This window comes from Streptomyces sp. P9-A2, from assembly GCF_036634175.1.
Classification (GTDB): domain Bacteria; phylum Actinomycetota; class Actinomycetes; order Streptomycetales; family Streptomycetaceae; genus Streptomyces; species Streptomyces pratens.
In genome coordinates this window covers 1,886,707-1,913,360 of sequence record NZ_JAZIFX010000001.1, presented here as the reverse complement: position 1 = coordinate 1,913,360, position 26,654 = coordinate 1,886,707, and the positions used below count along the sequence as shown (strand labels likewise).

Below are 26,654 nucleotides of genomic sequence, written 5' to 3'. Positions count from 1 at the left end.
CGCACAGCGGAGGCCGGCATGCCCGGTAGCCGCACCGGACGGCCTCCCGTGCGGCGGGCGCCCCGCCGCCCCGCCGCACCCCGGCCGGCCCGCGAGAACCCCCTGAGGGCCCTCCACGCGCGGGCGTACAGGGCCTGGGACCGGCCGCTGACCGCCTACTACCTGATCCTCGGCGGCAGCGCGCTGATCACCGTGCTCGGCCTGGTGATGGTCTACTCGGCCTCCCAGATCACCGCGCTGCAGATGTCGCTGCCGGGCTCGTACTTCTTCCGCAAGCAGCTCCTGGCCGCCGGCATCGGGGCCGTGCTGCTGCTCGCGGCTTCCCGGATGCCGGTGAAGCTGCACCGGGCGCTGGCCTACCCCATTCTCGCGGGCGCCGTCTTCCTGATGGTCCTGGTGCAGGTACCGGGGATAGGGATGGAGGTCAACGGCAACCAGAACTGGATCGGCGTCGGCGGCTCCTTCCAGCTCCAGCCCAGTGAGTTCGGCAAGCTCGCCCTGGTGCTGTGGGGCGCCGACCTGCTCGCCCGCAAGCGGGAGAGGCGGCTGCTGTCCCAGTGGAAGCACATGCTGGTGCCGCTCGTTCCGGCCGCCTTCATGCTGCTGGGACTGATCATGCTCGGCGGCGACATGGGCACGGCGATCATCCTGACGGCGATCCTCTTCGGCCTGCTCTGGCTGGCCGGGGCGCCCACCCGGCTGTTCGCCGGCGTGCTGGCCGTCGCCGCGCTGATCGGCGCGCTCCTCATCAGGACCAGCCCGAACCGCATGGCCCGGCTGGCCTGTCTCGGCGCCACCGAACCCCGGACGGGTCCCGTCGACTGCTGGCAGGCCGTGCACGGGATCTACGCCCTCGCGTCCGGCGGGATCTTCGGGTCCGGACTCGGCGCGAGTGTGGAGAAATGGGGCCAACTGCCGGAAGCCCACACCGACTTCATCTTCGCCATCACCGGTGAGGAACTGGGCCTGGCGGGGACGCTGTCGGTGCTCGCCCTGTTCGCGGCTCTAGGCTATGCGGGTATCCGCGTGGCCGGACGCACGGAGGACCCCTTCGTGAGGTATGCCGCGGGAGGCGTGACCACCTGGATCACGGCCCAGGCCGTGATCAACCTCGGTGCGGTCCTCGGGCTGCTGCCGATCGCAGGCGTTCCCCTCCCGCTGTTCTCCTACGGGGGCTCCGCCCTGTTGCCGACCATGTTCGCCATCGGGCTGCTGATCGCCTTCGCGCGTGACGAGCCCGCTGCGCGGGCGGCGCTCGCGATGCGGCAACCTCGCTTTGGTAGAAAGCGGGACCGGGGTACTCGAAGACCCCACAGATGGAACACGATGCGACGGCGCGCCACGGTGGCACGTTCGTCCGGAGAGCGGTGAATTTCGGTGCATGTCGTACTCGCCGGCGGAGGAACCGCGGGCCACATCGAGCCCGCGCTCGCCCTCGCGGATGCCCTGCGCAGGCAGGATCCGTCCGTGGGCATCACGGCCCTGGGCACGGAACGCGGTCTCGAGACACGTCTGGTACCCGAGCGCGGGTACGAACTGGCGCTGATCCCCGCCGTACCGCTGCCCCGCAAGCCCACCCCCGAGCTGATCACCGTCCCGGGCCGGCTGCGCGGCACCATCAAGGCGACCGAACAGATCCTGGAACGCACCAAGGCGGACGCCGTGGTCGGCTTCGGCGGCTATGTCGCCCTGCCCGGCTACCTCGCCGCCAAGCGGCTCGGTGTGCCGATCATCGTCCATGAGGCCAACGCCCGCCCCGGCCTGGCCAACAAGATCGGCTCCCGGTACGCGGCCAGGGTCGCCGTCTCCACCCCGGACAGCAAGCTGCGCGACGCCCGCTACATCGGGATTCCGCTGCGCCGCTCCGTAGCCACCCTGGACCGGGCCGCCGTGCGGCCCGAGGCCCGCGCCGCGTTCGGGCTCGACCCCAACCTGCCCACGCTGCTGGTCTCCGGCGGCTCGCAGGGCGCCCGTCGGCTGAACGAGGTCGTCCAGCAGGTCGCGCCGTGGCTCCAGCAGGCCGGCATCCAGATCCTGCACGTGGTCGGCCCGAAGAACGAACTGCCCCAGGTGCAGCAGATGCCGGGAATGCCCCCCTACATCCCGGTAGGTTACGTGGACCGGATGGACCTCGCGTACGCCGCGGCCGACATGATGCTCTGCCGCGCGGGTGCGATGACCGTCGCCGAACTCTCCGCCGTCGGGCTCCCGGCCGCCTACGTCCCGCTGCCCATCGGCAACGGCGAACAGCGGCTGAACGCCCAGCCGGTGGTCAAGGCCGGCGGCGGACTTCTGGTCGACGACGCGGAGCTGACGCCGGAGTGGGTCCAGCAGAACGTGCTGCCCGTCCTGGCCGACCCGCACCGGCTGTACGAGATGTCCCGCGCCGCCACCGAGTTCGGCCGCCGGGACGCCGACGACCTGCTCGTCGGCATGGTGTACGAGGCGATCGCCTCACGTCACCGCTAGGGTCTGTCCGGCGGATCAAGTCGGAGGTGACCGGCGGCGTCTGTCCAGCTGGGTCGAGCGAGGGCGATGGGGCCCCTCCCGCGCGAGCATGTTCGAGCGTGGGGGAGCGTCCAGCCGCAAGGCGGAGGAGGGCGTGCCGAGCCTCGCGTCTTCCGGCATGATCCGCCGGACGCGCCCCAGGACGCCGGCGAGTGAGCCGAAGGGACGCGGTCGCGGCGCCCCGGAGGCGAACCGCGCCGAGGGAAAGGGAGTGCTGTGGCCGGATCGACTGCCGCCGAGCGCGGTGAACGCCGGCGGGAGTCGTCCGGGCCGCCGCCCGGGTGGCGGCGGTTGAGGCGGAGACATCTTCGTCTGATCATCATCCTGGCGGTCGCCCTGGTCTTTCTCGGCAGCGGTACGTTCTGGCTGCTGTACGGGTCCGATCTGGCCCGGGTGGAGAGGGTGTCCGTGTCCGGCACCCGGGTCCTGACCCCCGAAGAAGTGCGCAAGGCCGCCGATGTTCCCGTCGGGGACCAGCTGGCCGCGGTGGGCACGGACGTGATCGCCTCACGGCTCCGCGAGAAATTGCCCCGAATCGGCACAGTTGACGTGGTCCGTTCCTGGCCGCACGAAATCGAGCTGAATATCACCGAGCGCACGCCGGTTCTTCTGGTCGAAAAGGGCGGGGAGTTCACCGAGATCGACGACGAAGGTGTCCGGTACGCCACGGTTCCCCAAGCACCCAAGGGCGTTCCCCGGTTGGAATGGGACGTGCGCCGGAGCGGTACCACGGCCGCGAGCCTGCGCCGCTTCGGCGAGGGCCGGCTGGTGCGCGAGGCGGTACGGGTCGCCCGTGAGGTGCCGGACGCCGTCGCCCGTACCGCGCGGAGCGTCAAGGTCCGTTCCTACGACGACATCTCGCTGGAACTGGCGGACGGCAGGACGATCGCCTGGGGAAGCGGCGAGAACGGTGCCGCGAAGGGCCGTGCCCTCACCGCTCTGCTGAAAGCGGCGCCGGACGCACGGCACTTCGATGTGAGTGTCCCCACGGCACCCGCATCATCAGGGAGTTGACGGGTATCAGCGCAGGCCAGCCCCCTGGTTGGGGGGTGGCACGGCTGATCACATAGGGTGAAAAGAAAAACGGGAGGTTCGGCGTGTTCGTTGAACGCGCGCCACTTGTCGACTTAGTGTCCTGTTCAGAAGACTCCAGGGAACAGGCACACTGGTAACTCTAAACTTCAACGTTAGGGTTCGGGTCGGCGATACGGACCGCCCCACATCGGCATCAGTCGTCGAACCGCGGCACGGCCGCGAGCCGGCGACACGTAAATCGAGGCGAGAGGCCTTCGACGTGGCAGCACCGCAGAACTACCTCGCAGTCATCAAAGTCATCGGTGTCGGCGGCGGTGGTGTCAACGCCATCAACCGGATGATCGAGGTCGGTCTCAAGGGCGTCGAGTTCATCGCCATCAACACCGACGCGCAAGCCCTGTTGATGAGCGACGCCGACGTCAAGCTCGACGTCGGCCGTGAACTCACCCGCGGACTCGGCGCCGGAGCCAACCCGGCCGTCGGCCGCAAGGCGGCCGAGGACCACCGCGAGGAGATCGAGGAGGTCCTCAAGGGGGCCGACATGGTCTTCGTGACGGCCGGCGAGGGCGGCGGCACCGGCACCGGCGGCGCCCCCGTGGTGGCCAACATCGCCCGCTCGCTCGGCGCTCTCACCATCGGCGTGGTCACCCGCCCGTTCACCTTCGAGGGCCGGCGCCGCGCCAACCAGGCGGAGGACGGCATCGCCGAACTCCGCGAAGAGGTCGACACCCTCATCGTCATTCCCAACGACCGGCTGCTGTCCATCTCGGACCGCCAGGTCTCGGTGCTGGACGCCTTCAAGTCGGCGGACCAGGTCCTGCTCTCCGGCGTCCAGGGCATCACCGACCTCATCACCACCCCCGGCCTGATCAACCTCGACTTCGCCGACGTCAAGTCGGTCATGTCCGAGGCCGGGTCGGCCCTCATGGGCATCGGGTCGGCCCGCGGCGACGACCGCGCGGTGGCCGCCGCCGAGATGGCGATCTCCTCCCCGCTGCTGGAAGCCTCCATCGACGGCGCCAGGGGCGTTCTGCTGTCCATCTCCGGCGGCAGCGACCTCGGTCTGTTCGAGATCAACGAGGCCGCCCAGCTGGTGAGTGAGGCGGCTCACCCCGAAGCCAACATCATCTTCGGCGCGGTGATCGACGACGCCCTCGGCGACGAGGTCCGGGTCACGGTGATCGCGGCCGGCTTCGACGGTGGCCAGCCGCCCTCGAAGCGGGACAACGTCCTCGGCTCGTCCTCGGCCAAGCGCGAGGAGCCCGCCCCCGCGCGGCAGCCCGAGAGCCGCCCGTCCTTCGGCTCCCTGGGCAGCGTCACGCCCAGGGAGGAGCCGGAGCAGGCGCCCGAGCCGGTCAGCGACATCCCGGTCGCCCAGCCGCCCGTCCCGCCGTCCCGCACCTACGCGGACAGCGCGGCCGAGGAGCTGGACGTACCGGACTTCCTCAAGTGATAGGACAACGCGAAAGCGTGCGCGGCGCGCACTTCGCCCTCACCGACCGGTGGGGCGGGGTGAGCGCCGCTCCGTATGCGGAGTTCAATCTCGGCGGTGCGGTCGGCGACGACTCCGGCGCGGTGCGCACCAACCGCGAACTGGCCGCGAAGTCCCTCGCCCTCGACCCGGCACGGGTGGTCTGGATGAACCAGGTGCACGGAGCCGACGTGGTCGTGGTGGACGAGCCGTGGGGCGGGAGTCCCGTTCCCGAGGTCGACGCGGTGGTCACCGCGCGGCGGGGCCTCGCCCTCGCCGTCCTCACCGCCGACTGTGTTCCGGTGCTGCTCGCGGACCCCGCCGCCGGTGTCGCCGCGGCGGCCCACGCGGGCCGGCCCGGACTGGTCTCGGGAGTGGTCCCCGCCGCCGTGCACGCCATGACGGAACTCGGCGCCGACCCGGCCCGCATCGTCGCCCGTACCGGCCCCGCCGTCTGCGGCCGTTGCTACGAGGTGCCGTCGCAGATGCGTGCCGAGGTGGCCGCCGTCGAGCCGGCGGCGTACGCCGAGACGAGCTGGGGCACGCCGGCGGTCGATGTGGCCGGGGGTGTGCACGCCCAGCTCGAACGGCTCGGGGTGGGCGACCGGGAGCGGTCGCCGGTGTGCACGCTGGAGTCGGACGATCATTTCTCGTACCGGCGGGACCGCACCACAGGGCGGCTCGCGGGCTATGTGTGGCTGGACTGATGAGGCATGACGGAGCGTAAGGAAGAACTCGCCGCGAACCTCGCGGATGTGGAGGAGCGGATCGCCGCCGCGTGCGCGGCCGCCGGGCGCGGGCGGGAGGAGGTGACCCTGATCGTGGTCACCAAGACCTTCCCCGCGAGCGATGTGCGGATCCTGTCGGAACTCGGTGTGCGCCATGTCGCCGAGAACCGCGACCAGGACGCCGCCCCGAAAGCCGCCCAATGTGCCGACTTGCCCCTTGAGTGGCACTTTGTCGGGCAGCTTCAGACCAATAAAGTGCGATCTGTGGCAGGTTATGCCGATTTCGTGCAGTCCATCGATCGTTCCCGACTGGTCACGGCCCTCTCCAAAGAGGCCGTGCGCACCGGGCGCGAACTGGGCTGCCTCATCCAGGTCGCGCTCGACGCCGATGAGCCCGCGGCGGGAGGGGGCCGGGGAGAGCGCGGCGGCGTGGCGCCGGGCGGTGTCGCGGAGTTGGCCCGTCTCGTCGCCGGGGCCGAAGGCCTGCGGCTGGACGGACTGATGACCGTCGCTCCGCTCACCGGGGAGTACGCCGGGCGTCAACAGGCGGCGTTCGAGCGGTTGATGGATTTGTCGACCGACCTGCGTGCGGCCCATCCTGCTGCGAACATGGTCTCCGCGGGGATGAGTGCGGATCTCGAACAGGCTGTTGCGGCCGGAGCGACACATGTGCGCGTAGGCAGTGCGGTACTCGGAGTCCGCCCCAGGCTCGGGTAACGTCGCCAGGAAGTCGGACCACAGCAGAAAATATGGTCATTGCCGCTGATCGGGCGGACTTGAGGATCTTGTGGATCGCGGGCACTCGGCGGTCGTCAGCGGATCCACCACAGAGCGGAGGGCACGGAGCATGGCCGGCGCGATGCGCAAGATGGCGGTCTACCTCGGCCTCGTGGAGGACGATGGGTACGACGGCCGCGGATTTGACCCAGACGACGACTTCGAACCCGAACTCGACCCGGAGCCCGAGCGGGACCACCGGCGGCACGAGCCGTCGCATCAGTCGCACGGCGCACATGGTGCACATCAACTCCAAAGGGACGAAGAGGTGAGAGTCGCCCCCTCGCCCCCACTTCGCGAGCCGGTCGCCCGGTCCGCTTCGCTTCCCGCTGAATCGGCACGCCCGGCGCGCATCGCGCCCGTGGCATCCATCACACAAGAACGCGCCAGCCTGGAGAAGAACGCACCGGTGATCATGCCCAAGGTCGTGTCGGAACGAGAGCCTTACCGGATCACCACACTTCACCCGCGGACCTACAACGAGGCCCGTACCATCGGGGAACACTTCCGCGAAGGCACGCCGGTGATCATGAATTTGACCGAGATGGACGACACGGACGCCAAGCGACTTGTCGACTTCGCGGCCGGTCTGGTGTTTGGTCTTCACGGCAGCATCGAGCGGGTGACGCAGAAGGTGTTCCTGCTGTCTCCTGCTAACGTCGATGTCACGGCGGAGGACAAGGCCCGTATCGCAGAGGGCGGGTTCTTCAACCAGAGCTGAGACGCAGGACCGGACAGAAGCAGTACACAGGGGAGAGGGACAACCAGACCATGAGCGTGTTCGCGCAGGTGATCTACATCGCGCTGATGGTGTTCCTCATCGTGCTCATCTTCCGTCTGGTCATGGACTACGTCTTCCAGTTCGCCCGCTCGTGGCAACCCGGCAAGGCGATGGTGGTCGTCCTGGAGGCCACCTACACTGTCACCGATCCACCGCTGAAGCTTCTGCGTCGGGTCATCCCGCCGCTGCGTCTCGGGGGCGTGGCGCTCGACCTGTCCTTCTTCGTGCTGATGATCATCGTCTACATCCTGATCTCCCTCGTGGGCAATGCGCTGAGGTGACTGTGGACGACATGGGCCTGCCGACTGCCGATGACTACGTTGAGGTGAAGAGATGCCGTTGACCCCCGAGGACGTGCGGAACAAGCAGTTCACGACCGTCCGCCTCCGAGAAGGCTATGACGAGGACGAGGTCGATGCCTTCCTCGACGAGGTCGAAGCCGAACTGACGCGCCTGCTCCGAGAGAACGAGGACCTGCGCGCCAAACTGGCCGCGGCCACGCGCGCTGCCGCCCAGAACCAGCAGAACATGCGCAAGCCTCCGGAACCGCAGGACCAGCAGCAGCAACAGCAGGGGCCGCCCCAGGGGATGCCCCAGCAGGGCATGCGAGGTCCCGGCGGTCCGGTGCCCGCCGGCATATCGGGCCCGCCGCAGCAGCAGATGGGTGGCCCCATGGGTGGTCCGCCCCAGCTGCCGAGCGGTGCGCCGCAGCTGCCCGCCGGCCCCGGTGGTCAGGGCGGTCCGCAGGGCCCCGGCCCGATGGGCCAGGGTCCCGGTCCCATGGGCCAGGGCGGTCCCATGGGTCAGGGTGGCCCGATGGGTCAGGGCGGTCCGATGCAGGGGCAGATGCAGGGGCAGATGGGCCAGGGCGGCCCGATGCAGGGGCAGATGCAGGGACAGATGGGCCAGGGCGGCCCGATGCAGGGGCAGATGCAGGGACAGATGGGCCACGGTGGCCCCATGGGCGGTCCCGGCGGTCCCATGGGCGGCCCTCCCGGCCTCCCCGGACAGCAGGGCGGTCCCGGCGGCGACAGCGCGGCCCGCGTGCTCTCGCTGGCCCAGCAGACCGCCGACCAGGCGATCGCCGAGGCCCGTTCCGAGGCCAACAAGATCGTCGGCGAGGCGCGTTCGCGTGCCGAGGGTCTCGAGCGGGACGCACGCTCCAAGGCGGACGCCCTGGAGCGGGACGCGCAGGAGAAGCACCGCGTCGCGATGGGCTCCCTGGAGTCCGCCCGCGCCACGCTGGAGCGCAAGGTCGAGGACCTGCGCGGCTTCGAGCGCGAGTACCGCACGCGGCTGAAGTCCTACCTGGAGTCGCAGCTGCGTCAGCTGGAGACCCAGGCGGACGACTCGCTCGCCCCGCCGCGTCAGCCCGCCGCCCCGTCGCTGCCGCCGTCCCCGGCGCCCTCGATGGCTCCGGCCGGTGCCGGTGCGCCGTCCTACGGCGGCAACCAGCAGATGGGCGGCCCCGGACAGCCCGGTCCGTCCTACGGCGGTGGCCAGCAGCAGATGCAGCCGGCGATGACCCAGCCCATGGCGCCGGTGCGTCCGCAGGGACCGTCGCCGATGGGTCAGGCGCCCTCGCCGATGCGCGGGTTCCTGATCGACGAGGACGACAACTGACGGTTTGATGGCCATGAGTACGGCGTAGCGGCCGACGGCGTTCAGGGCGGGGCCCCGGGTTGGACAACCCGGGGCCCCGCCCTTGTGCTACGCGCGTTGGGGCCCCTTTGCGGTGTCTGCGGTGGTTGTTCAAGGTGTGGGGCAGTTGTCCGCCGGACGCGACGCCGAAGGGCCCGGGTCCACCGGGTTCTTCTCGGTGGACCCGGGCCCTTCGCTGTGCGGGGCGGGAGGGAACGCGCTGGGCGCCCCGGCGTGATCCGCGCCCCGGGCGTTACTTACACCCTGAGGACACTTACGACCTCACCCGCGACAGCGAGCGGGCTCCCGACGCCCTGCGGCTTCGCCTCCGGCGTCGTCGTCGGTCGCGATGGCTCCGCCATCACTCCCTCCTCCGCCTCGGATCCAAAGCCGCAGGACGCCGCTCGCTGATCCACTCCCCATCGCGGGTGAGGTCGTTACGCCTTGCGGAGGCGGAACGTCAGGGACAGGCCCTCGTCGGTGAACGGCTGACCGTAGGCGCCGTCCGCCTCGTCCCGGGCGCTGTGCTCGTTCACGAAGGCCACGGCGAGGACCTCGTCGGCGATGAGACCGGCGTGCTCGGTCAGGGCCGCGACCGTGGCGTCCTCCGTCGCCGTCCAGCGCAGGGCGATCCGGTCGGCCACGTCGAGGCCGCTGTTCTTACGGGCCTCCTGGATCAGCCGGATCGCGTCCCGGGCCAGACCGGCCCGGCGCAGCTCCTCGGTGATCTCCAGGTCCAGGGCGACCGTGGCACCGGCGTCGGACGCCACCGACCAGCCCTCCCGCGGGGTCTCCGTGATGATCACCTCGTCCGGGGCGAGGGTGATCGTCTCACCGTCGACCTCCACCGAGGCGGTGCCCTCGCGCAGCGCCAGGGACAGCGCGGCGGCGTCCGCGTTCGTGACGGCCCTGGCGACGTCCTGGACGCGCTTGCCGAACCGCTTGCCCAGGGCGCGGAAGTTGGCCTTGGCCGTCGTGTCCACCAGCGAGCCGCCCACCTCGGACAGGGACGCCAGGGACTCGACGTTCAGCTCCTCGGTGATCTGCGTGTGCAGCTCGGGGTGGAGGGCGCCGAAGCCGCTCGCCGCGATCAGGGCGCGCTTGAGCGGCTGGCGGGTCTTGACGCCCGACTCCGCGCGGGTGGCCCGTCCCAGCTCCACCAGGCGGCGCACCAGCACCATCTGCTTCGACAGCTCCGGGTCGATCGCCGTCAGGTCGGCCTCGGGCCAGGAGGACAGGTGGACGGACTCCGGGGCGTGGGGGGTGACCGGCACCACCAGGTCCTGCCAGACCCGCTCGGTGATGAACGGGGTCAGCGGGGCCATCAGCCTGGTGACCGTCTCGACGACCTCGTGCAGGGTGCGCAGTGCGGCCTTGTCGCCCTGCCAGAAGCGGCGCCGGGAGCGGCGGACGTACCAGTTGGACAGGTCGTCGACGAACGAGGACAGCAGCTTGCCGGCCCGCTGGGTGTCGAAGCCCTCCAGCGCCGAGGTCACCTGGTCGGTGAGCGCGTGCAGTTCGGAGAGCAGCCAGCGGTCCAGCAGCGGGCGGTCGGCGGGTGCCGGGTCGGCCCCGGACGGGGCCCAGCCGGACGTACGCGCGTACAGCGCCTGGAAGGCGACGGTGTTCCAGTAGGTCAGGAGCGTCTTGCGGACGACCTCCTGGATGGTGCCGTGGCCCACCCGGCGGGCCGCCCACGGGGAACCGCCGGCCGCCATGAACCAGCGGACCGCGTCCGCGCCGTGCCGGTCCATCAGCGGGACCGGGTCCAGGGTGTTGCCCAGGTGCTTGGACATCTTGCGGCCGTCCTCGGCGAGGATGTGGCCCAGGCAGACGACGTTCTCGTACGAGGACTTGTCGAAGACCAGGGTGCCGACCGCCATCAGCGTGTAGAACCAGCCGCGGGTCTGGTCGATGGCCTCGCAGATGAACTGCGCCGGGTACCGGCTCTCGAACAGTTCCTTGTTCTTGTGCGGGTAGCCCCACTGCGCGAACGGCATCGAACCCGAGTCGTACCAGGCGTCGATGACCTCGGGCACCCGCGTGGCCGTCTTCCCGCAGCCGTCCTGCGGGCAGGCGAAGGTGACCTCGTCGATGAACGGGCGGTGCGGGTCGAGGCCCGACTGGTCGGTGCCGGTCAGCCCGGTCAGCTCGGCGAGCGAGCCGACGCAGGTGAGGTGGTCGTCCTCACAGCGCCAGATCGGCAGCGGGGTGCCCCAGTAGCGGTTGCGGGACAGCGCCCAGTCGATGTTGTTGTTCAGCCAGTCGCCGTACCGGCCGTGCTTGACGGAGTCCGGGAACCAGTTGGTGCCCTCGTTCTCCTCCAGCAGGCGGTCCTTGACGGCCGTGGTGCGGATGTACCAGGAGGGCTGCGCGTAGTAGAGCAGCGCGGTGTGGCAGCGCCAGCAGTGCGGGTAGCTGTGCTCGTACGGGATGTGCTTGAAGAGCAGGCCCCGGTCGCCCAGGTCCTCCGTCAGCTTCTCGTCGGCCTTCTTGAAGAAGACGCCGCCGACCAGCGGGACGTCCTCCTCGAAGGTGCCGTCCGGGCGGACCGGGTTCACCACCGGCAGGCCGTAGGAGCGGCAGACCCTGAGGTCGTCCTCGCCGAAGGCGGGGGACTGGTGGACCAGACCCGTACCGTCCTCGGTGGTGACGTAGTCGGCGTTCACCACGTAGTGCGCCTCGGCCGGGAACTCCACGAGCTCGAAGGGACGCTGGTAGGTCCAGCGCTCCATCTCGGCGCCGGTGAAACTCTCGCCGGTGGTCTCCCAACCCTCCCCGAGCGCCTTGGCGACCAGCGGCTCGGCGACGACGACCTTCTCCGTGCCCTCGGGGCCCTGCGTCGCGACGACGTAGGTGACCTCGGGGTGCGCGGCGACCGCGGTGTTGGACACCAGCGTCCACGGTGTGGTCGTCCACACCAGGAGCGCGGCCTCGCCGGCCAGCGGGCCGGAGGTGAGGGGGAAACGGACGTAGACGGACGGGTCGACGACCGTCTCGTAGCCCTGCGCCAGTTCGTGGTCGGACAGGCCGGTGCCGCAGCGGGGGCACCAGGGGGCGACGCGGTGGTCCTGGACCAGCAGATCCTTGTCGAAGATCTCCTTCAGCGACCACCAGACGGACTCGATGTACTCCGGGTCCATCGTGCGGTACGGGTCCTGGAGGTCGGCCCAGTAGCCCATGCGGGTCGTGAGCTCTTCGAAGGCGTCGGTGTGGCGGGTCACCGACTCGCGGCATCTGGCGTTGAACTCGGCGATGCCGTACGCCTCGATGTCCTGCTTGCCGGAGAAACCGAGCTCCTTCTCCACCGCCAGCTCCACCGGGAGGCCGTGGCAGTCCCAGCCGGCCTTGCGGCCCACGTGGTAGCCGCGCATGGTGCGGAAGCGGGGGAAGACGTCCTTGAAGACGCGCGCCTCGATGTGGTGGGCGCCCGGCATGCCGTTGGCGGTGGGCGGGCCCTCGTAGAACACCCATTCGGGGCGGCCCTCGGACTGCTCCAGGCTCTTGGCGAAGATCTTCTGTTGCTGCCAGAAATCGAGCACCGCGTGCTCGAGAGCGGGCAGGTCGACCTGGGCGGGCACCTGTCGGTACATCGGCGTTGTCATGAGCGGGCTTCCTCCGGCGGACTTGCTGCCTTCCGTCCGGAGGGACGAGAGCCGTGTCGATCCCTGCGCCGCCGTCGGCGCGCTCCCGCGGTACCACCCTCCTTGGCCCCCCGGCGCGTCGTGTGCGCCGGTGAACCCCCTCATTGGGGTCGCGATACCGGTTCTACTCGCCGCTGCTGTCGGGCTGCGGCTTTCTTCCGGCGGCTCAGGGGTGATCTTCGCGTCGCGCTCGCCCCCGGGCTCACACCGTCCCCGGGTCGCTCTGGGCTGCGTACGCCGCTACTCGTCCCCATCCACGCTTTTCGCTCCGCTCAGTGTACGGCGCGGAGCGGCCGGCGGCCGACCGGTTTCCCGCGGGCGGTGAGTGGGCCCGGGCAGGGTCAGGGGAGTCCGTGCGCATGTCGTACGAGTCCCGAACAGTGAGACATACCGCTGAATGGGGCGGCACGGGTGTTCGGATTCTGTGGCGTCCGACTTGGCGGCATACCCGGCGGGGAGCTGGGCACAACGCATGAAGGTCCGCCGCGCGGCGTCCGCGGGGCGGTCGAATCGGGCGGTGCGCCCCGTTGCCGCGGGACCCGAGTCGATTTATCGTCCCAGCACGATGCGTGCGCAAGATCACAGTATGTGAAAAGGGGCCGCGGCCATGGTGGCGAAGAAGACCGCCGTACAGCAGTCGGCGTCCGGCGGAGCCGTGCCCGCCGAGGAGTCCCGGGAGGACACGAAGGCGACGGCGAAGGCTCAGGCGGGGAAGGCGGCCACGAAGCAGTCGGCCGGGAAGGCCGGACCAGGGAAGGCCGTGGCGGGAAAGAGCACGGCGAGGGAGACCGGGGCCGGGAAGAACGCTTCCGCTTCCGCTTCCGCGAAAACGAAGACGAAGACCGAGGAGGAGAAGGGAACGGCGGCCTCCGGAGCCGCGCGATCGAAAGCGACGGCTTCCCGGGCCGCCGGGGCCAGGAGCTCCCGGAAGAAGGCGGCCGCCGGGGAAACGGAGGCCGGCGCCGGGCGGGATGCCGCGCGCGGGGGCGGTACGGGCAGGAGCACCACCAGGACCAGCGGGGGCACACAGGACACGGCCGGGCACGGCACGGCCACTGACGCGGGCGCGGCCGAGGCCGCGACGCAGACGGGAGCGACGACGGTGGGTGCTGAGAAGACTCCTGGCACGGCGACGGCGGCGAAGACCGCCGTGCCCAAGGCACGGCTCGCTGCGGTGGAGCCCGGCGACCTCGCGGTGCGTCCGGGAGAGGAGCCCTGGACACCGGAGGAGGCCGAGGACGCGCGGACCGAGCTGACGGCCGAGGTGCTGCGGCTGCGTGAGGAGATCACCTCGTCCGAACGGTCACTGGCCGGCCTGATGCGGGACTCCGGGGACGGAGCGGGTGACGACCAGGCCGACACCGGCACGAAGAACATCACGCGCGAGCACGAACTGGCGCTCGCCGCCAACGCACGCGAGATGCTCACCCAGTACGAGCGCGCCCTGCAGCGGCTGGACGCCGGCACCTACGGCCTGTGCGAGAGCTGCGGCAACCCCATCGGCAAGGCCCGGATGCAGGCCTTCCCCCGGGCCACGCTGTGCGTCGAGTGCAAGCAGAAACAGGAGCGCCGGTACTGAGCACCCTCGTACCCCGCCTGAGCACGGGAGTCGCGCGGGGTGTGCCGTACCCTCGTCCTTCAGTCAGGTACCTAGGTTGAGGGACTCACGTGGCAGAGGCGGAGCGCATCATCGGTACGCCGGAGACCCCGGACGCGGACCGGGACGGGCAGGACCGTGCCGAGCACGACCGGGCCGAGGAGGTGCGGGCCGACGCCCAGGATGCGGAGGCAGCGGCCGAAACGCCCCGCGGCAAGCGGCGGGTGGCCGTGCTGTTCGCCGTCGCCGTCGTCGCCTACGCCCTCGACCTGGTCAGCAAGATGATCGTGGTCGCCGAGCTGGAGCACCACGAGCCCATCGAGATCATCGGGGACTGGCTGAGGTTCGAGGCGATCCGCAACGCGGGCGCGGCCTTCGGCTTCGGCGAGGCCTTCACCGTGATCTTCACGCTGATCGCGGCCGCGGTGATCGTGGTGATCGTCCGGCTGGCCCGCAAGCTGTACAGCCTGCCCTGGGCGATCGCGCTGGGCCTGCTGCTCGGCGGTGCCCTGGGCAACCTCACGGACAGGATCTTCCGCTCCCCGGGTGTCTTCCGGGGAGCGGTCGTCGACTTCATCGCGCCCAAGCACTTCGCCGTCTTCAACCTGGCGGATTCGGCGATCGTCTGCGGCGGCATCCTGATCGTCCTGCTGTCCTTCCGGGGCCTCGACCCGGACGGGACCGTCCACAAGGACTGAGCAGGACCGGGAGCGCGGGTACGGGGTTGCCGGGCCGGTCCGGCATACTCGACGGGTGAGCACCATTCCCGAGATCCGAACCCTGCCCGTGCCCGACGGACTGGAGGGCGAGCGCATCGACGCCGCCATCTCCCGTATGTTCGGCTTCTCCCGTACCAAGGCGGCCGAGCTCGCCACCTCGGGGAAGGTCACGGTCGACGGATCGGTGGTCGGCAAGTCGGAGCGGGTGAGCGGGGGCGCCTGGCTCGAGGTGGAGATGCCGCAGGCGCCCGCCCCGGTGCGGGTGATCGCCGAGCCCGTCGAGGGCATGGAGATCGTGCACGACGACGACGACGTGGTCGTGATCTCCAAGCCGGTCGGGGTCGCCGCCCACCCCTCGCCGGGCTGGACCGGACCGACCGTGATCGGCGGCCTCGCCGCCGCCGGGTACCGCATCTCGACCTCCGGCGCCGCCGAGCGCCAGGGCATCGTGCACCGCCTCGACGTCGGCACCTCCGGTCTCATGGTGGTCGCCAAGTCGGAGTACGCGTACACGTCGCTGAAGCGCCAGTTCAAGGAGCGCACGGTCGACAAGCGCTACCACACCCTGGTCCAGGGCCACCCCGACCCGACCAGCGGCACCATCGACGCGCCCATCGGCCGTCATCCGAACCACGACTACAAGTGGGCGGTCACCGCGGAGGGCAAGCCCTCCGTCACGCACTACGACCTCATCGAGGCCTTCCGGGCCGCCTCGCTCCTCGACGTCAAGCTGGAGACCGGCCGCACCCACCAGATCCGCGTCCACATGGCCGCCCACCGGCACCCCTGCGTCGGCGACCTGACCTACGGCGCCGACCCCACGCTCGCCAAGCGGCTCCGCCTCACCCGCCAGTGGCTGCACGCCGTGGGGCTCGGCTTCGAGCACCCCGGGGACGGCCTGTGGGCGGAGTTCACCAGCGACTACCCCGAGGACCTGCGCCAGGCGCTCGACCTGGTCCGGGAGGAGACCTACGCGTGAGCACCCCGTACGTGGTCCGCGAAGCGGTGGGACCCGGCGACCGTCAGGCGTGCTTCGCGGTGCGCAAGGAGGTCTTCGTCGCCGAGCAGGGCGTGCCCGAGGACCTGGAGTACGACGCGTACGACGACGGCGCCGTGCATGTGCTCGCGGTCGGTGAGGACGGCGAGGCGCTCGGTACCGGGCGGCTGCTGCACGGCGGGGCCGCCGCGGCGAAGACCGGCGGTGACGCGTCGGCCGGGTCCCTGGGACGCCTCGCGGTGACGCGCCGGGCGCGGGGGCTGGGCGTCGGGGCCGCCCTGGTGCGGGGCGTCGAGGAGGCGGCCCGCGCCCGTGGTCTCGCCGCCGTCGACCTGCACGCGCAGACCCATGCCCTGGGATTCTACGAGCGGCTGGGATACGTGGCCTACGGGCCGGAGTTCCCGGACGCGGGGATGCCGCACCGGGCCATGCGGCGCACTCTGTGACCGGACGGGACGCGTAGCGGTCGGCGCGAGGCGGTCCGGGCATCCGGCTGCCGGACCGCCGGACCGCCTCGCGGCAGGCCGGTCACCGTGGCCGTACACACTCCGGCCGGCCGGGATCCGCACGCGTAAGGGTCTGCCGGAGAACAATATGTGGGTGGTCGGCGCGCTGACCTGCGGCATCAAGTCCGGAAACCCACAAGTTGTTTCTCTGCGAGCCCTAACGGCCTCACCCGCGATAGTGAGCGGGCTCCCGACGTCATGCGGCTTCGCCTCCAGCGTTGTCGTCGGTCGCGATGGCTCCGCCATCACTCCCTCCTCCGCCTTGGACGCGAAGCCGCATGACGCCGCTCGCTGATCCACTCCCCATCGCGGGTGAGGTCGTAAGCGTTTCGTGGCCGGGCACGCGGGGGTGACCAGTGGCGCCGCACGCCGGACGCCGGACGGTCGGCGCCGCACGCCTGGCGCGGGGCGTCGGCGTGGCAGGCTGGGCGCCCTGCCGTTTGACCGTCGAACCGCCCGGAGTACCGACCGTGGACCAGTTGGCCCTGCTGTTCGCCCTGCTGCTCGGTGCCGTGGTGTGCGTCCCCCTGGGAGACCGGCTGGGACTGCCGGCGCCGGTGCTGATGACGGTTTTCGGGATCGTCCTCGCCCTTCTGGAGTTCGTCCCGAACGTGGACGTCCCGCCGGACCTGATCCTGCCGCTGCTGCTGCCGCCCCTGCTCTACGCCGCCGTCCGCCGGACGTCCTGGCGGCAGTTCGCGGCGAACGCGAGACCGATCCTCCTGCTGGCCGTGGCGCTGGTGTTCGTCACCACGCTGTGCGTGGCCGTCGTCGCCCACGCGATCGTGCCGGGTCTGCCGCTGGCCGCCGCGGTCGCCCTCGGCGCGCTGGTCGCACCGCCCGACCCGGTCGCGGCGACCGCCGTCGCCGGGAAGCTGGGGCTGCCGCGCCGTCTGGTGTCGATCCTCGAGGGCGAGGGCCTGTTCAACGACGTCACCGCCATCGTCCTGTACCACGTGGCGATCGCCGCCGCCGTGAGCGGTACCTTCTCGCCCTGGGAGGCGGGCCTGGACCTGGTCCTGTCGGCCGTGGTGGCGGTCGCGGTCGGGCTCGTGCTCGGCTGGGGCGCCAACCGGCTCATGGACCTGCTGGGGGACGCGACCCTGCAGGTCGCGCTGAGCCTGCTGGTGCCGTACTTCTCCTACGTCCTGGCCGAGGAACTGCACGGCTCGGGGGTGCTCGCCGTGCTCACCACCGCGCTGTTCCTCGTGGAGTACGCCACCGACGCCGACGACGTCATGACCCGGCTGGCCGGACACGCCTTCTGGGACATCGTCGACACGCTCGTCACCGGCATCGCGTTCGGACTGGTCGGCCTCGAACTGCACAACGCGGTCCGGACCGCGTCCGGCCACTGGGGCGAACTGCTCGGCTGGGCCGGGGTGATCGTGGGCGTGGTCGTCCTCGTCCGGCTGCTGTGGCTGCTGCCGGCGACCTGGCTGACGAGGCGGCTGCACGCCGCGCGGGACACCGGTGAGGACATCCCGGTGAGCTGGCGCGAGACGATGGTGATGTGGTGGTCGGGGATGCGCGGGGTGGCCTCCGTCGCGCTGGTGCTGGCGATTCCGCTGGAGACCGGCACCGGGGGCGACTTCCCGGCCCGGGGCGAGATCGTCTTCATCGCGTTCGGCGTGATCATGGCGACGCTGCTGGTCCAGGGGACGACCCTGCCGTGGCTGGTGAGACGGCTGGGGGTGCGGGCCGACACCAGACGGGAGAAGGAACTCGAACGGGATCTCGCGCTGCGGGCGTCCCAGGCCGCGAAGCACCGGCTGCACGAGATCGAGGAGTCCGAGGAACTGCCGGAGGAACTGGCCGAGCAGATGCTGCGCAGCGCCTTCGACATCGGGGCGCGGATCAGCCCCGATGTCGTCGAGGACGAGCGGCGGGAGGCGTACCGGCACCGGGCGCGACGGGCCAAGGCGGCGCGGCGGATCCGGGGGGAGATGCTGAGCGCGGCGCGGCACGAGGTGCTGGCGGCGCGGAGCGAGGCGGGGGCCGACCCCGAGGTGGTGGACCGGGTGCTGCGTCACCTCGATGTGCGCAGTATGCGGTGAGTTCTCCCCGCGGTACGGCGTTCTGTTCGTAAGGTCGGGGTATGACGCGGAACGTGGTGATCAGCGGGGGCGGTACGGGGATCGGGCTGGCGGCGGCACGGGTCTTCGCCGCCGACGGGGACCGGGTGCTGCTGCTCGGACGGCGCGGGGACGTCCTGGAGCGGGCCGGGGCCGAGGTACCGGGGGCCGAGGTGTACGCCGCGGACCTCGCCGATCCGGTCGCCGTGCGGGGCGTCGCCGGCTACGTCGGCCGGGAGTTCGGAGCCGTCGACGTACTGATCCACAGCGCCGGCGGCAACGGCCTCCTCGAGCGCCAGGCCGGGGCGGACGATCCGCTCGACGCCGTCGCCCGCCACTGGACGGTCAACTTCCGGCTCAACCTGCTGACCGCCGTCCTGCTCACGGAGGCCCTCAAGGACCGGCTCGCCGAGCCCGGCGGACGGGTGCTGTTCCTCAGCTCCATCGCCGCCTACCGGGGTTCCGGGCAGACCGCGTACGCGGCGGCCAAGGCCGGACTCCATCCGTACGCCCATGACCTCGCCCGGAAGCTGGGGCCGCACGGCATCACGGTGAACGTGGTCGCGCCCGGCTACATCGAGGACACCGCGTTCTTCGGCGACGGCATCGACGGGGAGCGGCGGGCGGAGCTGATCGCCGAGACCGCCGACGGGCGGGCCGGGACGCCCGGGGACGTGGCCGCCACCCTGCACTGGCTGGCCTCCCCGGGCGCCGGACACATCACCTCGCAGATCATCCAGGTCAACGGCGGCGCCGAACGCGGCCACTGAAACGCCGTCAGTACCGTTCCTCTGGGCTGAGCAGGGGTGGGTCTGCTCGGCCGGACGCCCCGAACGGTCCTGGGCTCCCCCGCTGCCTCAAGGGCGTGGGAGGTGCCCCGGGTCTCCGGCGTGCTCGGCCCCGGGGTCGGCTCCGGGGCGGTGACACGCATCCGGTGCGTGGTCCGGGCCCGGGAGGCCTCCGCGGCCGGAGGTCGCTGAATGACACTGCCCCGCGCGATCCGGCCACATGGGTGCGGCCAAGGCGACGGGGAGGCCCCGAACCATCACTCCGGTGGAGCGGGGGCCCCGTTCACCGGCGCCGTCCCCGGCGTCCGGATCGCACGATCACGTTGACCCGGACGGCCCACGACACCGCAAGCCCGGAAGCCGACCCTCACACGAACGAGTCACACCGCCCTCAAGCAGCTGACGACCCCTGCGCCGCGCCCTGCGGGTCGTGGGCGGGCGCCCCGTCCTCCGGGGGACCGGAGGGGCCGGGGATACCCGGGGGACGGGTGATGCCGGCGGCGCCGCCGGGGGAGTGGTGGCTCGTGTCGAGGACCGGTGCCGGGTCGGCCGGGGCGGTGCTGATCCGGGGCAGGGCGTAGGGATGCTGCTCGGCCAGCCAGCGGACCATCTGCTCGCGGACCTCGACCCGTACCGTCCATATGTCGCCGGCGTCCTTGGCCGTCACCAGGGCCCGCACCTGCATGGTGCTGGGCGTGGTGTCCACGACGGTCAGGTTGTAGGCGCGGCCGTCCCAGGCCGGGCACTCGCGCAGGATGTCGCGGAGCCGGTCGCGCATCGCGTCCAGCGGGGCCCGGTGGTCGAGATGCCAGATGACCGTCCCGGTCATCTGCGGGGAGTCGCGGGACCAGTTCTCGAACGGCTTGGACGTGAAGTACGACACCGGCATGGTGATCCGGCGCTCGTCCCAGGTGTTCACGGTGAGGAAGGTCAGGGTGATCTCCTCGACCGTTCCCCACTCGCCGTCCACCACGACCGTGTCGCCGATGCGCACCATGTCGCCGAAGGCGATCTGCAGCCCGGCGAACAGGTTGCTGAGCGTGGACTGGGCGGCGACACCGGCGACGATGCCGAGGATGCCCGCCGAGGCCAGCAGCGAGGCGCCGGCCGCGCGCATGGCGGGGAAGGTCAGCAGCATCGCGGCCACTGCCACCACGCCGACGATCGCCGAGACGACCCGCCGGATCAGCGTCACCTGGGTGCGCACCCGGCGGACCCTGGCCGGGTCGCGCTCGCGGTGCACGTTGGCGTACCGGGTGTACGAGGTTTCGACGACGGCCGCCGCGATCCGGATCACCAGCCAGGCGGCCGACCCGATCAGCACCAGCGTCAGCACCCGGCCGATGCCCTCCCGGTACTCCTGGAACATCCTGGCCTCGCTGAACGAACCTCTCAGCAGGGCCGCGCAGATGAGCAACTGGTAGGGGATGCGGCCGCGCCGGAGCAGTTCCCACATGGGGGTCTCGGGGTGCCGGGCGTCGGCCTTGCGCAGCAGTCGGTCGGTGGCCCAGCCGAGCGTCAGGGTGAGCACGACCGAGCCGCCGAACACGATCAGGGGGCGGAGCACGTCTTCCATGTTCCTGAACCTAACCGGCCTCGCGCGCAGTGAACATGTGACATCCGTGGCGCCGTGGGCTGGGCGGGGTGCGGCGGTCCGGGACAGTCGCACGAGGCCGGCCCACGAGGCCGGCCCACGAGGCCGGCCCATGGACCCGGCACATCGGGTCCGTGCGCCGGGTCCGTAGGCCGGCGGGCACCGGCTGTCGGACCCGGCTGGCACCATGGCGTCATGAACATCATGCTGTTTCACTCGACCTACGGCCCGCGGCCCGCGGTGGCCGCGGCCGCGGACCGGTTGCGCGGCGCCGGACACGAGGTGTGGACGCCCGACCTCTTCGAGGGCCGTACGTTCGACACGGTCGAGGAGGGCATGGCCCACCAGGAGTCCATCGGCAGGGACGAGTTGCTGCGGCGGGCCGTGCTCGCCGCCGCGCCCTACTCGGAGCGGGGGCTGGTGTACGCCGGGCTCTCCTTCGGCGCCTCCGTCGCCCAGACGCTGGCCCTCGGTGACGGCCGGGCGCGCGGGCTGCTGCTCCTGCACGGCACGTCGGACATCGCGGCGAACGCGGCGGTGGACGGTCTGCCGGTGCAGCTCCACGTCGCCGAGCCGGACCCGTTCGAGACCGACGACTGGCTGAGCGCCTGGTATCTGCAGATGGGCCGCGCCGGAGCCGACGTCGAGGTGTACCGGTACGCCGGAGCAGGTCACCTCTACACCGACCCCGGTCTGCCGGACCACGACGAGGAGGCCGCCGAGGCCACCTGGCGGGTGGCGCTCGGCTTCCTCGATTCGCTGGAGGACGACTGACGGAGAGAGGTGGAGGGCGCGCGGGCCGGACCGGCGTATCGGACCGTGCGTATCGGACCGCGCGGCTCAGACCGGGCGGTCGGCGCGCTCGACCCGCTGGGTGCCGCTGAGCGTCCGGTAGGAGCGCGCCCACGTGGACGTGGCGCCCGGGTCGGTGCGGCTGGAGACCACGTAGTAGTCCATCTGCGCCCGCTCGGACGTGATGTCCAGCACGCCGTAGCCGTGGCGGTCGGTGTCGACCCAGTGGACGTGCCGGTTGGTGGCCCTGATCAGCGGGGAGGCGACCGCGGAGACGGTGCCCTCGGGGACCTTGACGATGTCGTCGAGGTTGTCCGAGGTGACCGAGGTCACGACGAACTCGGTGGCCGCCGAGCCGGAAGCCGGGTACGTACCCGCGTTCACCGGCACGTCGTTGGCCCACGCCATGTGGATGTCGCCGGTGAGGAAGACCGTGTTGCGGATGGCGTTCGTCCGCAGATGGGCGAGGAGTTCCCGGCGGTCGTCGGTGTAGCCGTCCCACTGGTCGGTGTTGAGGGCGAGGCCCTCCTGCGGCAGGCCGAGCAGCTTGGCGACCGGTTTCAGCAGACCGGCCGGGAGCGAGCCGATCGCGAGCGGCGAGATCATCACCGAGGTGCCCACCAGCCGCCAGGCGGTGTCGGACGCCGACAGCCCCGACTTCAGCCAGTCGAGCTGGGCCCGGCCGGTCAGCGTACGGTCCGGGTCGTCCACCGCGCCGTCGCCCGTGGAGACCTGCTGGGAGCGGAAGGAGCGCAGGTCCAGCAGCGAGAGGTCGGCGAGCCTGCCGAAGCGCAGCCGGCGGTAGGTCGTGCCGGCCAGCGCGGGACGTACCGGCATCCACTCGAAGTAGGCCTGTTTGGCGGCGGCCTGACGCGCGGCCCAGGTGCCCTCCTCGCCCTCGGTGTGGTTACCGGCGCCGCCGGACCAGGCGTCGTTGGCGATCTCGTGGTCGTCCCAGATCGCGACGACCGGTGCCTTGGCGTGCAGCGCCTGGAGGTCGGGGTCGGTTTTGTACGTCGCGTGCCTCAGGCGGTAGTCGGCCAGGGTGACGATCTCGTGGGCGGGCGCGTGCGCGCGGACGGTCCGGCCGCGCGTGCCGTACTCGCCGGTGCCGTACTCGTAGAGGTAGTCGCCGAGATGCAGCCAGGCGTCGAGGTCGCCGCGGGCCGCGAGATGGCGGTACGACGAGAAGTGACCGGCCTCCCAGTTGGAGCAGGAGACCACGCCGAAGCGCAGACCGGTCACGGCGGCGTCGGCGGCCGGGGCGGTGCGGGTGCGGCCGACGGGGGAGTCGGTGGTGCCGACGGAGAAGCGGAACCAGTAGTCGGTGGCCGGCGCGAGGCCGCGGACGTCGGCCTTGACGGTGTGGTCGGTGGTTGCGGTGGCGCGGATCGACCCCTTCGCGACGACGGTGGTGAACGCCTTGTCGCGGGCGACGGTCCAGCCGACCTCGGTGTCGGGGCCGAGGCCCGAGCCGGGTATGGCCTCCGGCGTCGGCGTCACGCGCGTCCACAGCAGGACGCCGTCCGGCAGGGGATCGCCGGAGGCCACCCCGTGCAGGAAGACGGGGGCCACGGCGGTGGCGGCGCGGGCGGGCAGCGCGGCGGTGAGCGGTGCGGCGAGGACCGCGGTCGCGGCGGCCGCCTTGACGACCGAACGGCGGCGGGGGGCGAAGGCGTTGGCGCCCGCGGTGGCGGATACGGCGCTCTCGGACGATCTGTGTCGAGTGGTCACAGCCGACCAGATTACTGATCGGTACATGCCAGAGCGGGCGAACTCGCCAAAGTTCGCCCGCTCTTCAGTGCGCGGTCGGCCGGCCGTGACCGAATCCCGGCCGCGGACCCCTGGATCCGGACCCGGACGAGGTCCCCGGATCAGGCCTTGAGGGCCTTCTCGATCGCGGCCGTGAACTCGGGGGCCGTCATCGGTGCGTTCTGCCCGTCGGACCCGGTGAGCTTCTCGCCGTCCATCTTCAGCGTGGGGGTGCCATTGACGTCGCTGTCGTCGAACTTGTCGGACATCTCCAGCGCCCACTTGTCGTAGGTGCCGTTCTCCACGGCCGCCTGGAACTTCTTGTTGCCCTTCAGTTCCTCGACGGAGTTCGCCACCTTGATCAGGTAGGCGTCGTCCTTGAACTTGTCCTGGCTCTCCTCGGGGTGGAACTCGGCCGAGTAGAGCGCGGCCTTGTAGGCGAGGAACGCCTCCGGGCTGACGTTCAGCGCGGCACCCAGGGAGCTCAGGGCGTTCTTGGAGCCCTCGCCGGTCAGGTTGCGGTCGAGGAACGAGGCGCCGATGAACTGGACCTTGTACTTGCCGTCCGCGACGTCCTTCTCGATCGTCTCGCCGACGCCCTGCTCGAACGTGGCGCAGATCGGGCAGCGCGGGTCCTCGTACAGCTCCAGGGTCTTCTTCGCGTCGGCCTTGCCGATGACGACGGTGGTGCCGTTCTCGCCGCTGGAGTTGGCCGGCTTGACGAGCTTCGCGTCCGCCGCGGCCTCCCACGCGCTGGGCTTGTTGGCCTGCATGACGGCGTAGCCGATGCCGCCGGCTATCGCCAGGACGCCGACGATCGTTCCGGCGACGACCAGCTGACGCTTGATCTTGGCTTTCTTGGCCTCGCGCTCGCGCTCGACGCGCAGACGCTCACGGGCCGCCGTCTTCGCCGTCTGGCTGTTCCGCTTGCTCATGGTGATGCTCTCCACTGGGGACGCGCACAGCGCTGTGTGCGGGATGTGTAGGGGGACTACGGATGCTCGGACAGGGTGCCGACGCCGAGGGCTGAGCCGTCTCAGGCGAGGGCGAGGGAGCACGGCGGTCCACGCCGTCCCAGGGAGCGCACGAGGAACCGGTCCACGGCCGTGGTGGTCCGGTGGTCCGGGAGAGCCGGCCGGCGGACCTTCGGGGCGCGGCGCACGGTCACCACGGCGACCGCCAGCAGCAGCGGCCGGACCGCCGTCGAAGCCGTGGCCGTCACCACGCCCAGCAACTGGGCCAGCGCCCGCTCGCCGCGGTGCAGCCAGGCGGCGGCGAGCAGACCGACGCCGATGTGCGCGCCGAGCAGCAGCCACGCGGTGGCCGGGTCGGCCTGGGCGAGCAGCCCGGTGAACCGGTCGTCGCCGTGGACCGCGGTGCCGGTCACCTGCGTCAGCGAGGCGCCCACGCCGCTGCCCTGACCGCACAGCACGTCGAAGCCGACCGAGCGCAGCGGGCCCGCGACCGGGCCGCCCATCCGGCCGTAACAGACGTGCTGGCCGGTGGTGAAGACGGTGTCGGCGGCCAGCTCCAGCGGGACCAGCAGGGCGGCGATCCGCCCGAAGGAGCGCTGCCGGCCCGCGAGGGCGTACGCCAGGACGAACACGGCGACGGCGATCACCGTCACCGTGCTCAACGGCAGGGGAGCCCCGGACAGCAGCACGTGCGACGCGGTACTGAGGGTCACGACCACGGTCGTGAACAGCACCGCGCGCACGGCTCTGAACGGGGTTCCGGATATGTCCATGGTGGGCCGAGTCTGTCATGCGCTCCGGTAAGGGATCCCTAAAGGGTTCCGTTCGGCAGGATTTCCCCGCCCGCCCGGGCATTCCCCGGGCGGGCGGAAGGTCACAGTCCCGGGATCCTGCCGTTGCGGAACAGGTCCAGGAAGATCTGGTGGTCGCCGCGCGCACGGGCGCCGTAGCTGTGCGCGAAGTCGACCAGCAGGGGCTCCAGGCCCTCCTCGTCGGCCGCGATCGCCGCGTCGATGGCGCGCTCGGTGGAGAACGGCACCAGTGACTCGCCGGACGTGTCGTCCGCCGCCGCGTGCATCGTGGCCGTGGCCCGGCCGAGGTCGGCGACGACCTGCGCGATCTCCTCCGGCTCGTCGATGTCGCCCCAGTCCAGGTCCACCGCGTACGGCGAGACCTCCGCGACCAGCTGCCCCGCGCCGTCCAGCTCGGCCCAGCCCAGCCACGGGTCCGCGTGCGCCTGCAGGGCGCGCTGGGAGATCACCGTGCGGTGGCCCTCGTGCTGGAAGTAGTCCCGGATCGACGGGTCGGTGATGTGCCGGGAGACGGCCGGCGTCTGCGCCTGCTTGATGTAGATCACCACATCGTTCTCCAGGGCGTCGCTGTGCCCCTCCAGCAGGATGTTGTACGACGGCAGCCCGGCCGAGCCGATGCCCACGCCCCGGCGGCCCACGACGTCCTTCACCCGGTAGGAGTCCGGACGGGCCAGCGAGGCGTCCGGCAGCGTCTCCAGGTAGCCGTCGAAAGCGGCGAGGACCTTGTAGCGGGTGGCGGCGTCGAGCTCGACCGCGCCGCCGCCGGAGGCGAAGCGGCGCTCGAAGTCACGGATGACGGTCATCGAGTCCAGCAGCCCGAACCGGGTCAGCGAGCGGGCGTCGCGCAGCGCGTCGAGCAGCGGACCCTGCGCGGTGTCCAGCGTGAACGGCGGCACCTCGTCGCTCTTCACGCCGGTCGCCAGCGCGTGGATCCGCTCCCGGTACGCGGCCGTGTAGATCCGCACCAGCTCGGTGATCTGCTCGTCGCTGAGCGCCTTCGCGTAGCCGATCAGCGCCATGGAGGCGGCGAAGCGCTTGAGGTCCCAGGTGAAGGGGCCGACGTAGGCCTCGTCGAAGTCGTTGACGTTGAAGACCAGACGGCCGTTGGAGTCCATGTACGTGCCGAAGTTCTCCGCGTGCAGATCGCCGTGGATCCACACCCGGGACGTCCGGTCGTCCAGGTACGGGCCGCCGCGCTTCTCGGCGTCCAGATCGTGGTAGAAGAGACACGCCGTGCCTCGGTAGAACGCGAACGCCGAGGCCGCCATCTTCCGGAACTTCACACGGAAGGCGGCCGGGTCGGCGGCCAGGAGCTCGCCGAAGGCGGTGTCGAGAACGGCGAGGATCTCCTCGCCGCGGTGCTCGTCGTCGAGCTGCGGGACCGACATCGCTGAGTGCCTCCTGGTACGGGATATTCGGGGACGGCTGATCCGTCCCCGAGTCAACGTGCGGCACGTCACCTG

The 26,654-nt window shown here is 71.1% G+C and carries 22 protein-coding genes; 16 read left to right on the top strand and 6 right to left on the bottom strand.

What is annotated here, in order from left to right; all coding sequences use genetic code 11:
* Nucleotides 1-18 precede the first annotated feature (18 nt).
* The 9 genes from ftsW (at nucleotide 19) to V4Y04_RS08630 (ending at nucleotide 8,923) form a co-directional block, all read left to right on the top strand.
* On the top strand, nucleotides 19-1,371 hold the full coding sequence (gene ftsW, locus V4Y04_RS08670; RefSeq protein ID WP_332426786.1) for a putative lipid II flippase FtsW: 1,353 nt from the start codon (nucleotides 19-21) through the stop codon (nucleotides 1,369-1,371).
* A gap of 6 nt (nucleotides 1,372-1,377) precedes the next feature.
* The gene (murG, locus tag V4Y04_RS08665) at nucleotides 1,378-2,469 is read left to right on the top strand and encodes an undecaprenyldiphospho-muramoylpentapeptide beta-N-acetylglucosaminyltransferase (protein WP_332426785.1); all 1,092 of its coding nucleotides are present in this window, start codon (nucleotides 1,378-1,380) and stop codon (nucleotides 2,467-2,469) included.
* A 255-nt stretch (nucleotides 2,470-2,724) separates the two neighbouring features.
* Nucleotides 2,725-3,522 (top strand): cell division protein FtsQ/DivIB, encoded by a 798-nt coding sequence (locus V4Y04_RS08660; protein ID WP_332426782.1) that lies wholly within the window; start codon nucleotides 2,725-2,727, stop codon nucleotides 3,520-3,522.
* A gap of 280 nt (nucleotides 3,523-3,802) precedes the next feature.
* Nucleotides 3,803-4,996: a cell division protein FtsZ gene (gene ftsZ / locus V4Y04_RS08655; RefSeq protein WP_065003104.1), complete on the top strand. Its 1,194-nt coding sequence runs from the start codon at nucleotides 3,803-3,805 to the stop codon at nucleotides 4,994-4,996.
* The gene (gene pgeF / locus V4Y04_RS08650; protein ID WP_332426780.1) at nucleotides 4,993-5,721 is read left to right on the top strand and encodes a peptidoglycan editing factor PgeF; all 729 of its coding nucleotides are present in this window, start codon (nucleotides 4,993-4,995) and stop codon (nucleotides 5,719-5,721) included. The genes ftsZ and pgeF overlap by 4 nt, the downstream gene beginning before the upstream one ends.
* Before the next feature lie 6 nt (nucleotides 5,722-5,727).
* Nucleotides 5,728-6,459, top strand: coding sequence for a YggS family pyridoxal phosphate-dependent enzyme (locus tag V4Y04_RS08645; protein ID WP_332426779.1), 732 nt, complete (start codon nucleotides 5,728-5,730; stop codon nucleotides 6,457-6,459).
* A gap of 130 nt (nucleotides 6,460-6,589) precedes the next feature.
* Entirely contained in the window at nucleotides 6,590-7,240 is a 651-nt protein-coding gene (locus V4Y04_RS08640; protein ID WP_055628326.1) for a cell division protein SepF, read from the top strand.
* Between the two features lie 50 nt (nucleotides 7,241-7,290).
* Complete coding sequence (locus V4Y04_RS08635; RefSeq protein WP_332426778.1) at nucleotides 7,291-7,581, top strand: YggT family protein; 291 nt, start codon at nucleotides 7,291-7,293, stop codon at nucleotides 7,579-7,581.
* 52 nt (nucleotides 7,582-7,633) lie between these two features.
* Complete coding sequence (locus V4Y04_RS08630) at nucleotides 7,634-8,923, top strand: DivIVA domain-containing protein (protein ID WP_332426777.1); 1,290 nt, start codon at nucleotides 7,634-7,636, stop codon at nucleotides 8,921-8,923.
* Nucleotides 8,924-9,378: 455 nt separating this feature from the next.
* On the opposite strand, the gene ileS is transcribed toward V4Y04_RS08630, so the two are convergent.
* Entirely contained in the window at nucleotides 9,379-12,546 is a 3,168-nt protein-coding gene (ileS, locus tag V4Y04_RS08625) for an isoleucine--tRNA ligase (RefSeq protein WP_332426776.1), read from the bottom strand.
* A gap of 646 nt (nucleotides 12,547-13,192) precedes the next feature.
* On the opposite strand from ileS, the gene V4Y04_RS08620 reads away from it, so the two are divergent.
* The 6 genes from V4Y04_RS08620 to V4Y04_RS08595 all read left to right on the top strand — a co-directional run bounded on the left by V4Y04_RS08620 (nucleotide 13,193) and on the right by V4Y04_RS08595 (nucleotide 19,249).
* A complete protein-coding gene (locus V4Y04_RS08620) occupies nucleotides 13,193-14,164 on the top strand; it encodes a TraR/DksA family transcriptional regulator (RefSeq protein WP_332426775.1) in 972 nt (323 codons plus the stop codon).
* Nucleotides 14,165-14,253: 89 nt separating this feature from the next.
* A complete protein-coding gene (gene lspA / locus V4Y04_RS08615) occupies nucleotides 14,254-14,880 on the top strand; it encodes a signal peptidase II (RefSeq protein WP_332426774.1) in 627 nt (208 codons plus the stop codon).
* 55 nt (nucleotides 14,881-14,935) lie between these two features.
* Nucleotides 14,936-15,880, top strand: a complete 945-nt coding sequence (locus V4Y04_RS08610) for an RluA family pseudouridine synthase (protein ID WP_332426773.1) — start codon at nucleotides 14,936-14,938, stop codon at nucleotides 15,878-15,880.
* Nucleotides 15,877-16,344 carry a GNAT family N-acetyltransferase gene (locus V4Y04_RS08605; RefSeq protein WP_332426772.1) on the top strand — a complete coding sequence of 156 codons (468 nt, stop codon included), beginning with the start codon at nucleotides 15,877-15,879 and terminating at the stop codon, nucleotides 16,342-16,344. Before V4Y04_RS08610 ends, V4Y04_RS08605 begins: the two co-directional genes overlap by 4 nt.
* 530 nt (nucleotides 16,345-16,874) lie before the next feature.
* Nucleotides 16,875-18,461 (top strand): Na+/H+ antiporter, encoded by a 1,587-nt coding sequence (locus tag V4Y04_RS08600; RefSeq protein ID WP_332426771.1) that lies wholly within the window; start codon nucleotides 16,875-16,877, stop codon nucleotides 18,459-18,461.
* A 41-nt stretch (nucleotides 18,462-18,502) separates the two neighbouring features.
* Nucleotides 18,503-19,249 carry an SDR family NAD(P)-dependent oxidoreductase gene (locus V4Y04_RS08595; RefSeq protein WP_332426770.1) on the top strand — a complete coding sequence of 249 codons (747 nt, stop codon included), beginning with the start codon at nucleotides 18,503-18,505 and terminating at the stop codon, nucleotides 19,247-19,249.
* A gap of 409 nt (nucleotides 19,250-19,658) precedes the next feature.
* Here V4Y04_RS08595 and V4Y04_RS08590 read toward each other — a convergent pair whose 3' ends face one another.
* Complete coding sequence (locus V4Y04_RS08590) at nucleotides 19,659-20,843, bottom strand: mechanosensitive ion channel family protein (protein WP_332426769.1); 1,185 nt, start codon at nucleotides 20,841-20,843, stop codon at nucleotides 19,659-19,661.
* A gap of 213 nt (nucleotides 20,844-21,056) precedes the next feature.
* Here V4Y04_RS08590 and V4Y04_RS08585 point away from each other — a divergent pair, with 213 nt between their 5' ends.
* Complete coding sequence (locus V4Y04_RS08585; RefSeq protein WP_332426768.1) at nucleotides 21,057-21,635, top strand: dienelactone hydrolase family protein; 579 nt, start codon at nucleotides 21,057-21,059, stop codon at nucleotides 21,633-21,635.
* Nucleotides 21,636-21,701: 66 nt separating this feature from the next.
* On the opposite strand, the gene V4Y04_RS08580 is transcribed toward V4Y04_RS08585, so the two are convergent.
* From V4Y04_RS08580 to V4Y04_RS08565, 4 genes are all read right to left on the bottom strand, one after another.
* Nucleotides 21,702-23,387 carry an alkaline phosphatase D family protein gene (locus V4Y04_RS08580; protein WP_332426766.1) on the bottom strand — a complete coding sequence of 562 codons (1,686 nt, stop codon included), beginning with the start codon at nucleotides 23,385-23,387 and terminating at the stop codon, nucleotides 21,702-21,704.
* Nucleotides 23,388-23,527: 140 nt separating this feature from the next.
* Nucleotides 23,528-24,340 carry a thioredoxin domain-containing protein gene (locus tag V4Y04_RS08575; protein WP_332426765.1) on the bottom strand — a complete coding sequence of 271 codons (813 nt, stop codon included), beginning with the start codon at nucleotides 24,338-24,340 and terminating at the stop codon, nucleotides 23,528-23,530.
* Between the two features lie 101 nt (nucleotides 24,341-24,441).
* Entirely contained in the window at nucleotides 24,442-25,152 is a 711-nt protein-coding gene (locus V4Y04_RS08570; protein WP_332426763.1) for a hypothetical protein, read from the bottom strand.
* A 101-nt stretch (nucleotides 25,153-25,253) separates the two neighbouring features.
* Nucleotides 25,254-26,579, bottom strand: a complete 1,326-nt coding sequence (locus V4Y04_RS08565; RefSeq protein WP_332426761.1) for a DUF2252 domain-containing protein — start codon at nucleotides 26,577-26,579, stop codon at nucleotides 25,254-25,256.
* Nucleotides 26,580-26,654: the final 75 nt, after the last annotated feature.

Bases quoted from the DNA above. Each gene is read 5' to 3' on its own strand.
- V4Y04_RS08570 (WP_332426763.1), bottom strand. From the start codon at position 25,152: ATGGACATATCCGGAACCCCGTTCAGAGCCGTGCGCGCGGTGCTGTTC.
- V4Y04_RS08645 (WP_332426779.1), top strand. From the start codon at position 5,728: ATGACGGAGCGTAAGGAAGAACTCGCCGCGAACCTCGCGGATGTGGAG.
- V4Y04_RS08565 (WP_332426761.1), bottom strand. From the start codon at position 26,579: ATGTCGGTCCCGCAGCTCGACGACGAGCACCGCGGCGAGGAGATCCTC.
- V4Y04_RS08575 (WP_332426765.1), bottom strand. From the start codon at position 24,340: ATGAGCAAGCGGAACAGCCAGACGGCGAAGACGGCGGCCCGTGAGCGT.
- V4Y04_RS08585 (WP_332426768.1), top strand. From the start codon at position 21,057: ATGAACATCATGCTGTTTCACTCGACCTACGGCCCGCGGCCCGCGGTG.
- ftsW (WP_332426786.1), top strand. From the start codon at position 19: ATGCCCGGTAGCCGCACCGGACGGCCTCCCGTGCGGCGGGCGCCCCGC.
- V4Y04_RS08620 (WP_332426775.1), top strand. From the start codon at position 13,193: ATGGTGGCGAAGAAGACCGCCGTACAGCAGTCGGCGTCCGGCGGAGCC.
- V4Y04_RS08595 (WP_332426770.1), top strand. From the start codon at position 18,503: ATGACGCGGAACGTGGTGATCAGCGGGGGCGGTACGGGGATCGGGCTG.
- V4Y04_RS08590 (WP_332426769.1), bottom strand. From the start codon at position 20,843: ATGGAAGACGTGCTCCGCCCCCTGATCGTGTTCGGCGGCTCGGTCGTG.
- V4Y04_RS08640 (WP_055628326.1), top strand. From the start codon at position 6,590: ATGGCCGGCGCGATGCGCAAGATGGCGGTCTACCTCGGCCTCGTGGAG.
- V4Y04_RS08630 (WP_332426777.1), top strand. From the start codon at position 7,634: ATGCCGTTGACCCCCGAGGACGTGCGGAACAAGCAGTTCACGACCGTC.
- V4Y04_RS08635 (WP_332426778.1), top strand. From the start codon at position 7,291: ATGAGCGTGTTCGCGCAGGTGATCTACATCGCGCTGATGGTGTTCCTC.
- ileS (WP_332426776.1), bottom strand. From the start codon at position 12,546: ATGACAACGCCGATGTACCGACAGGTGCCCGCCCAGGTCGACCTGCCC.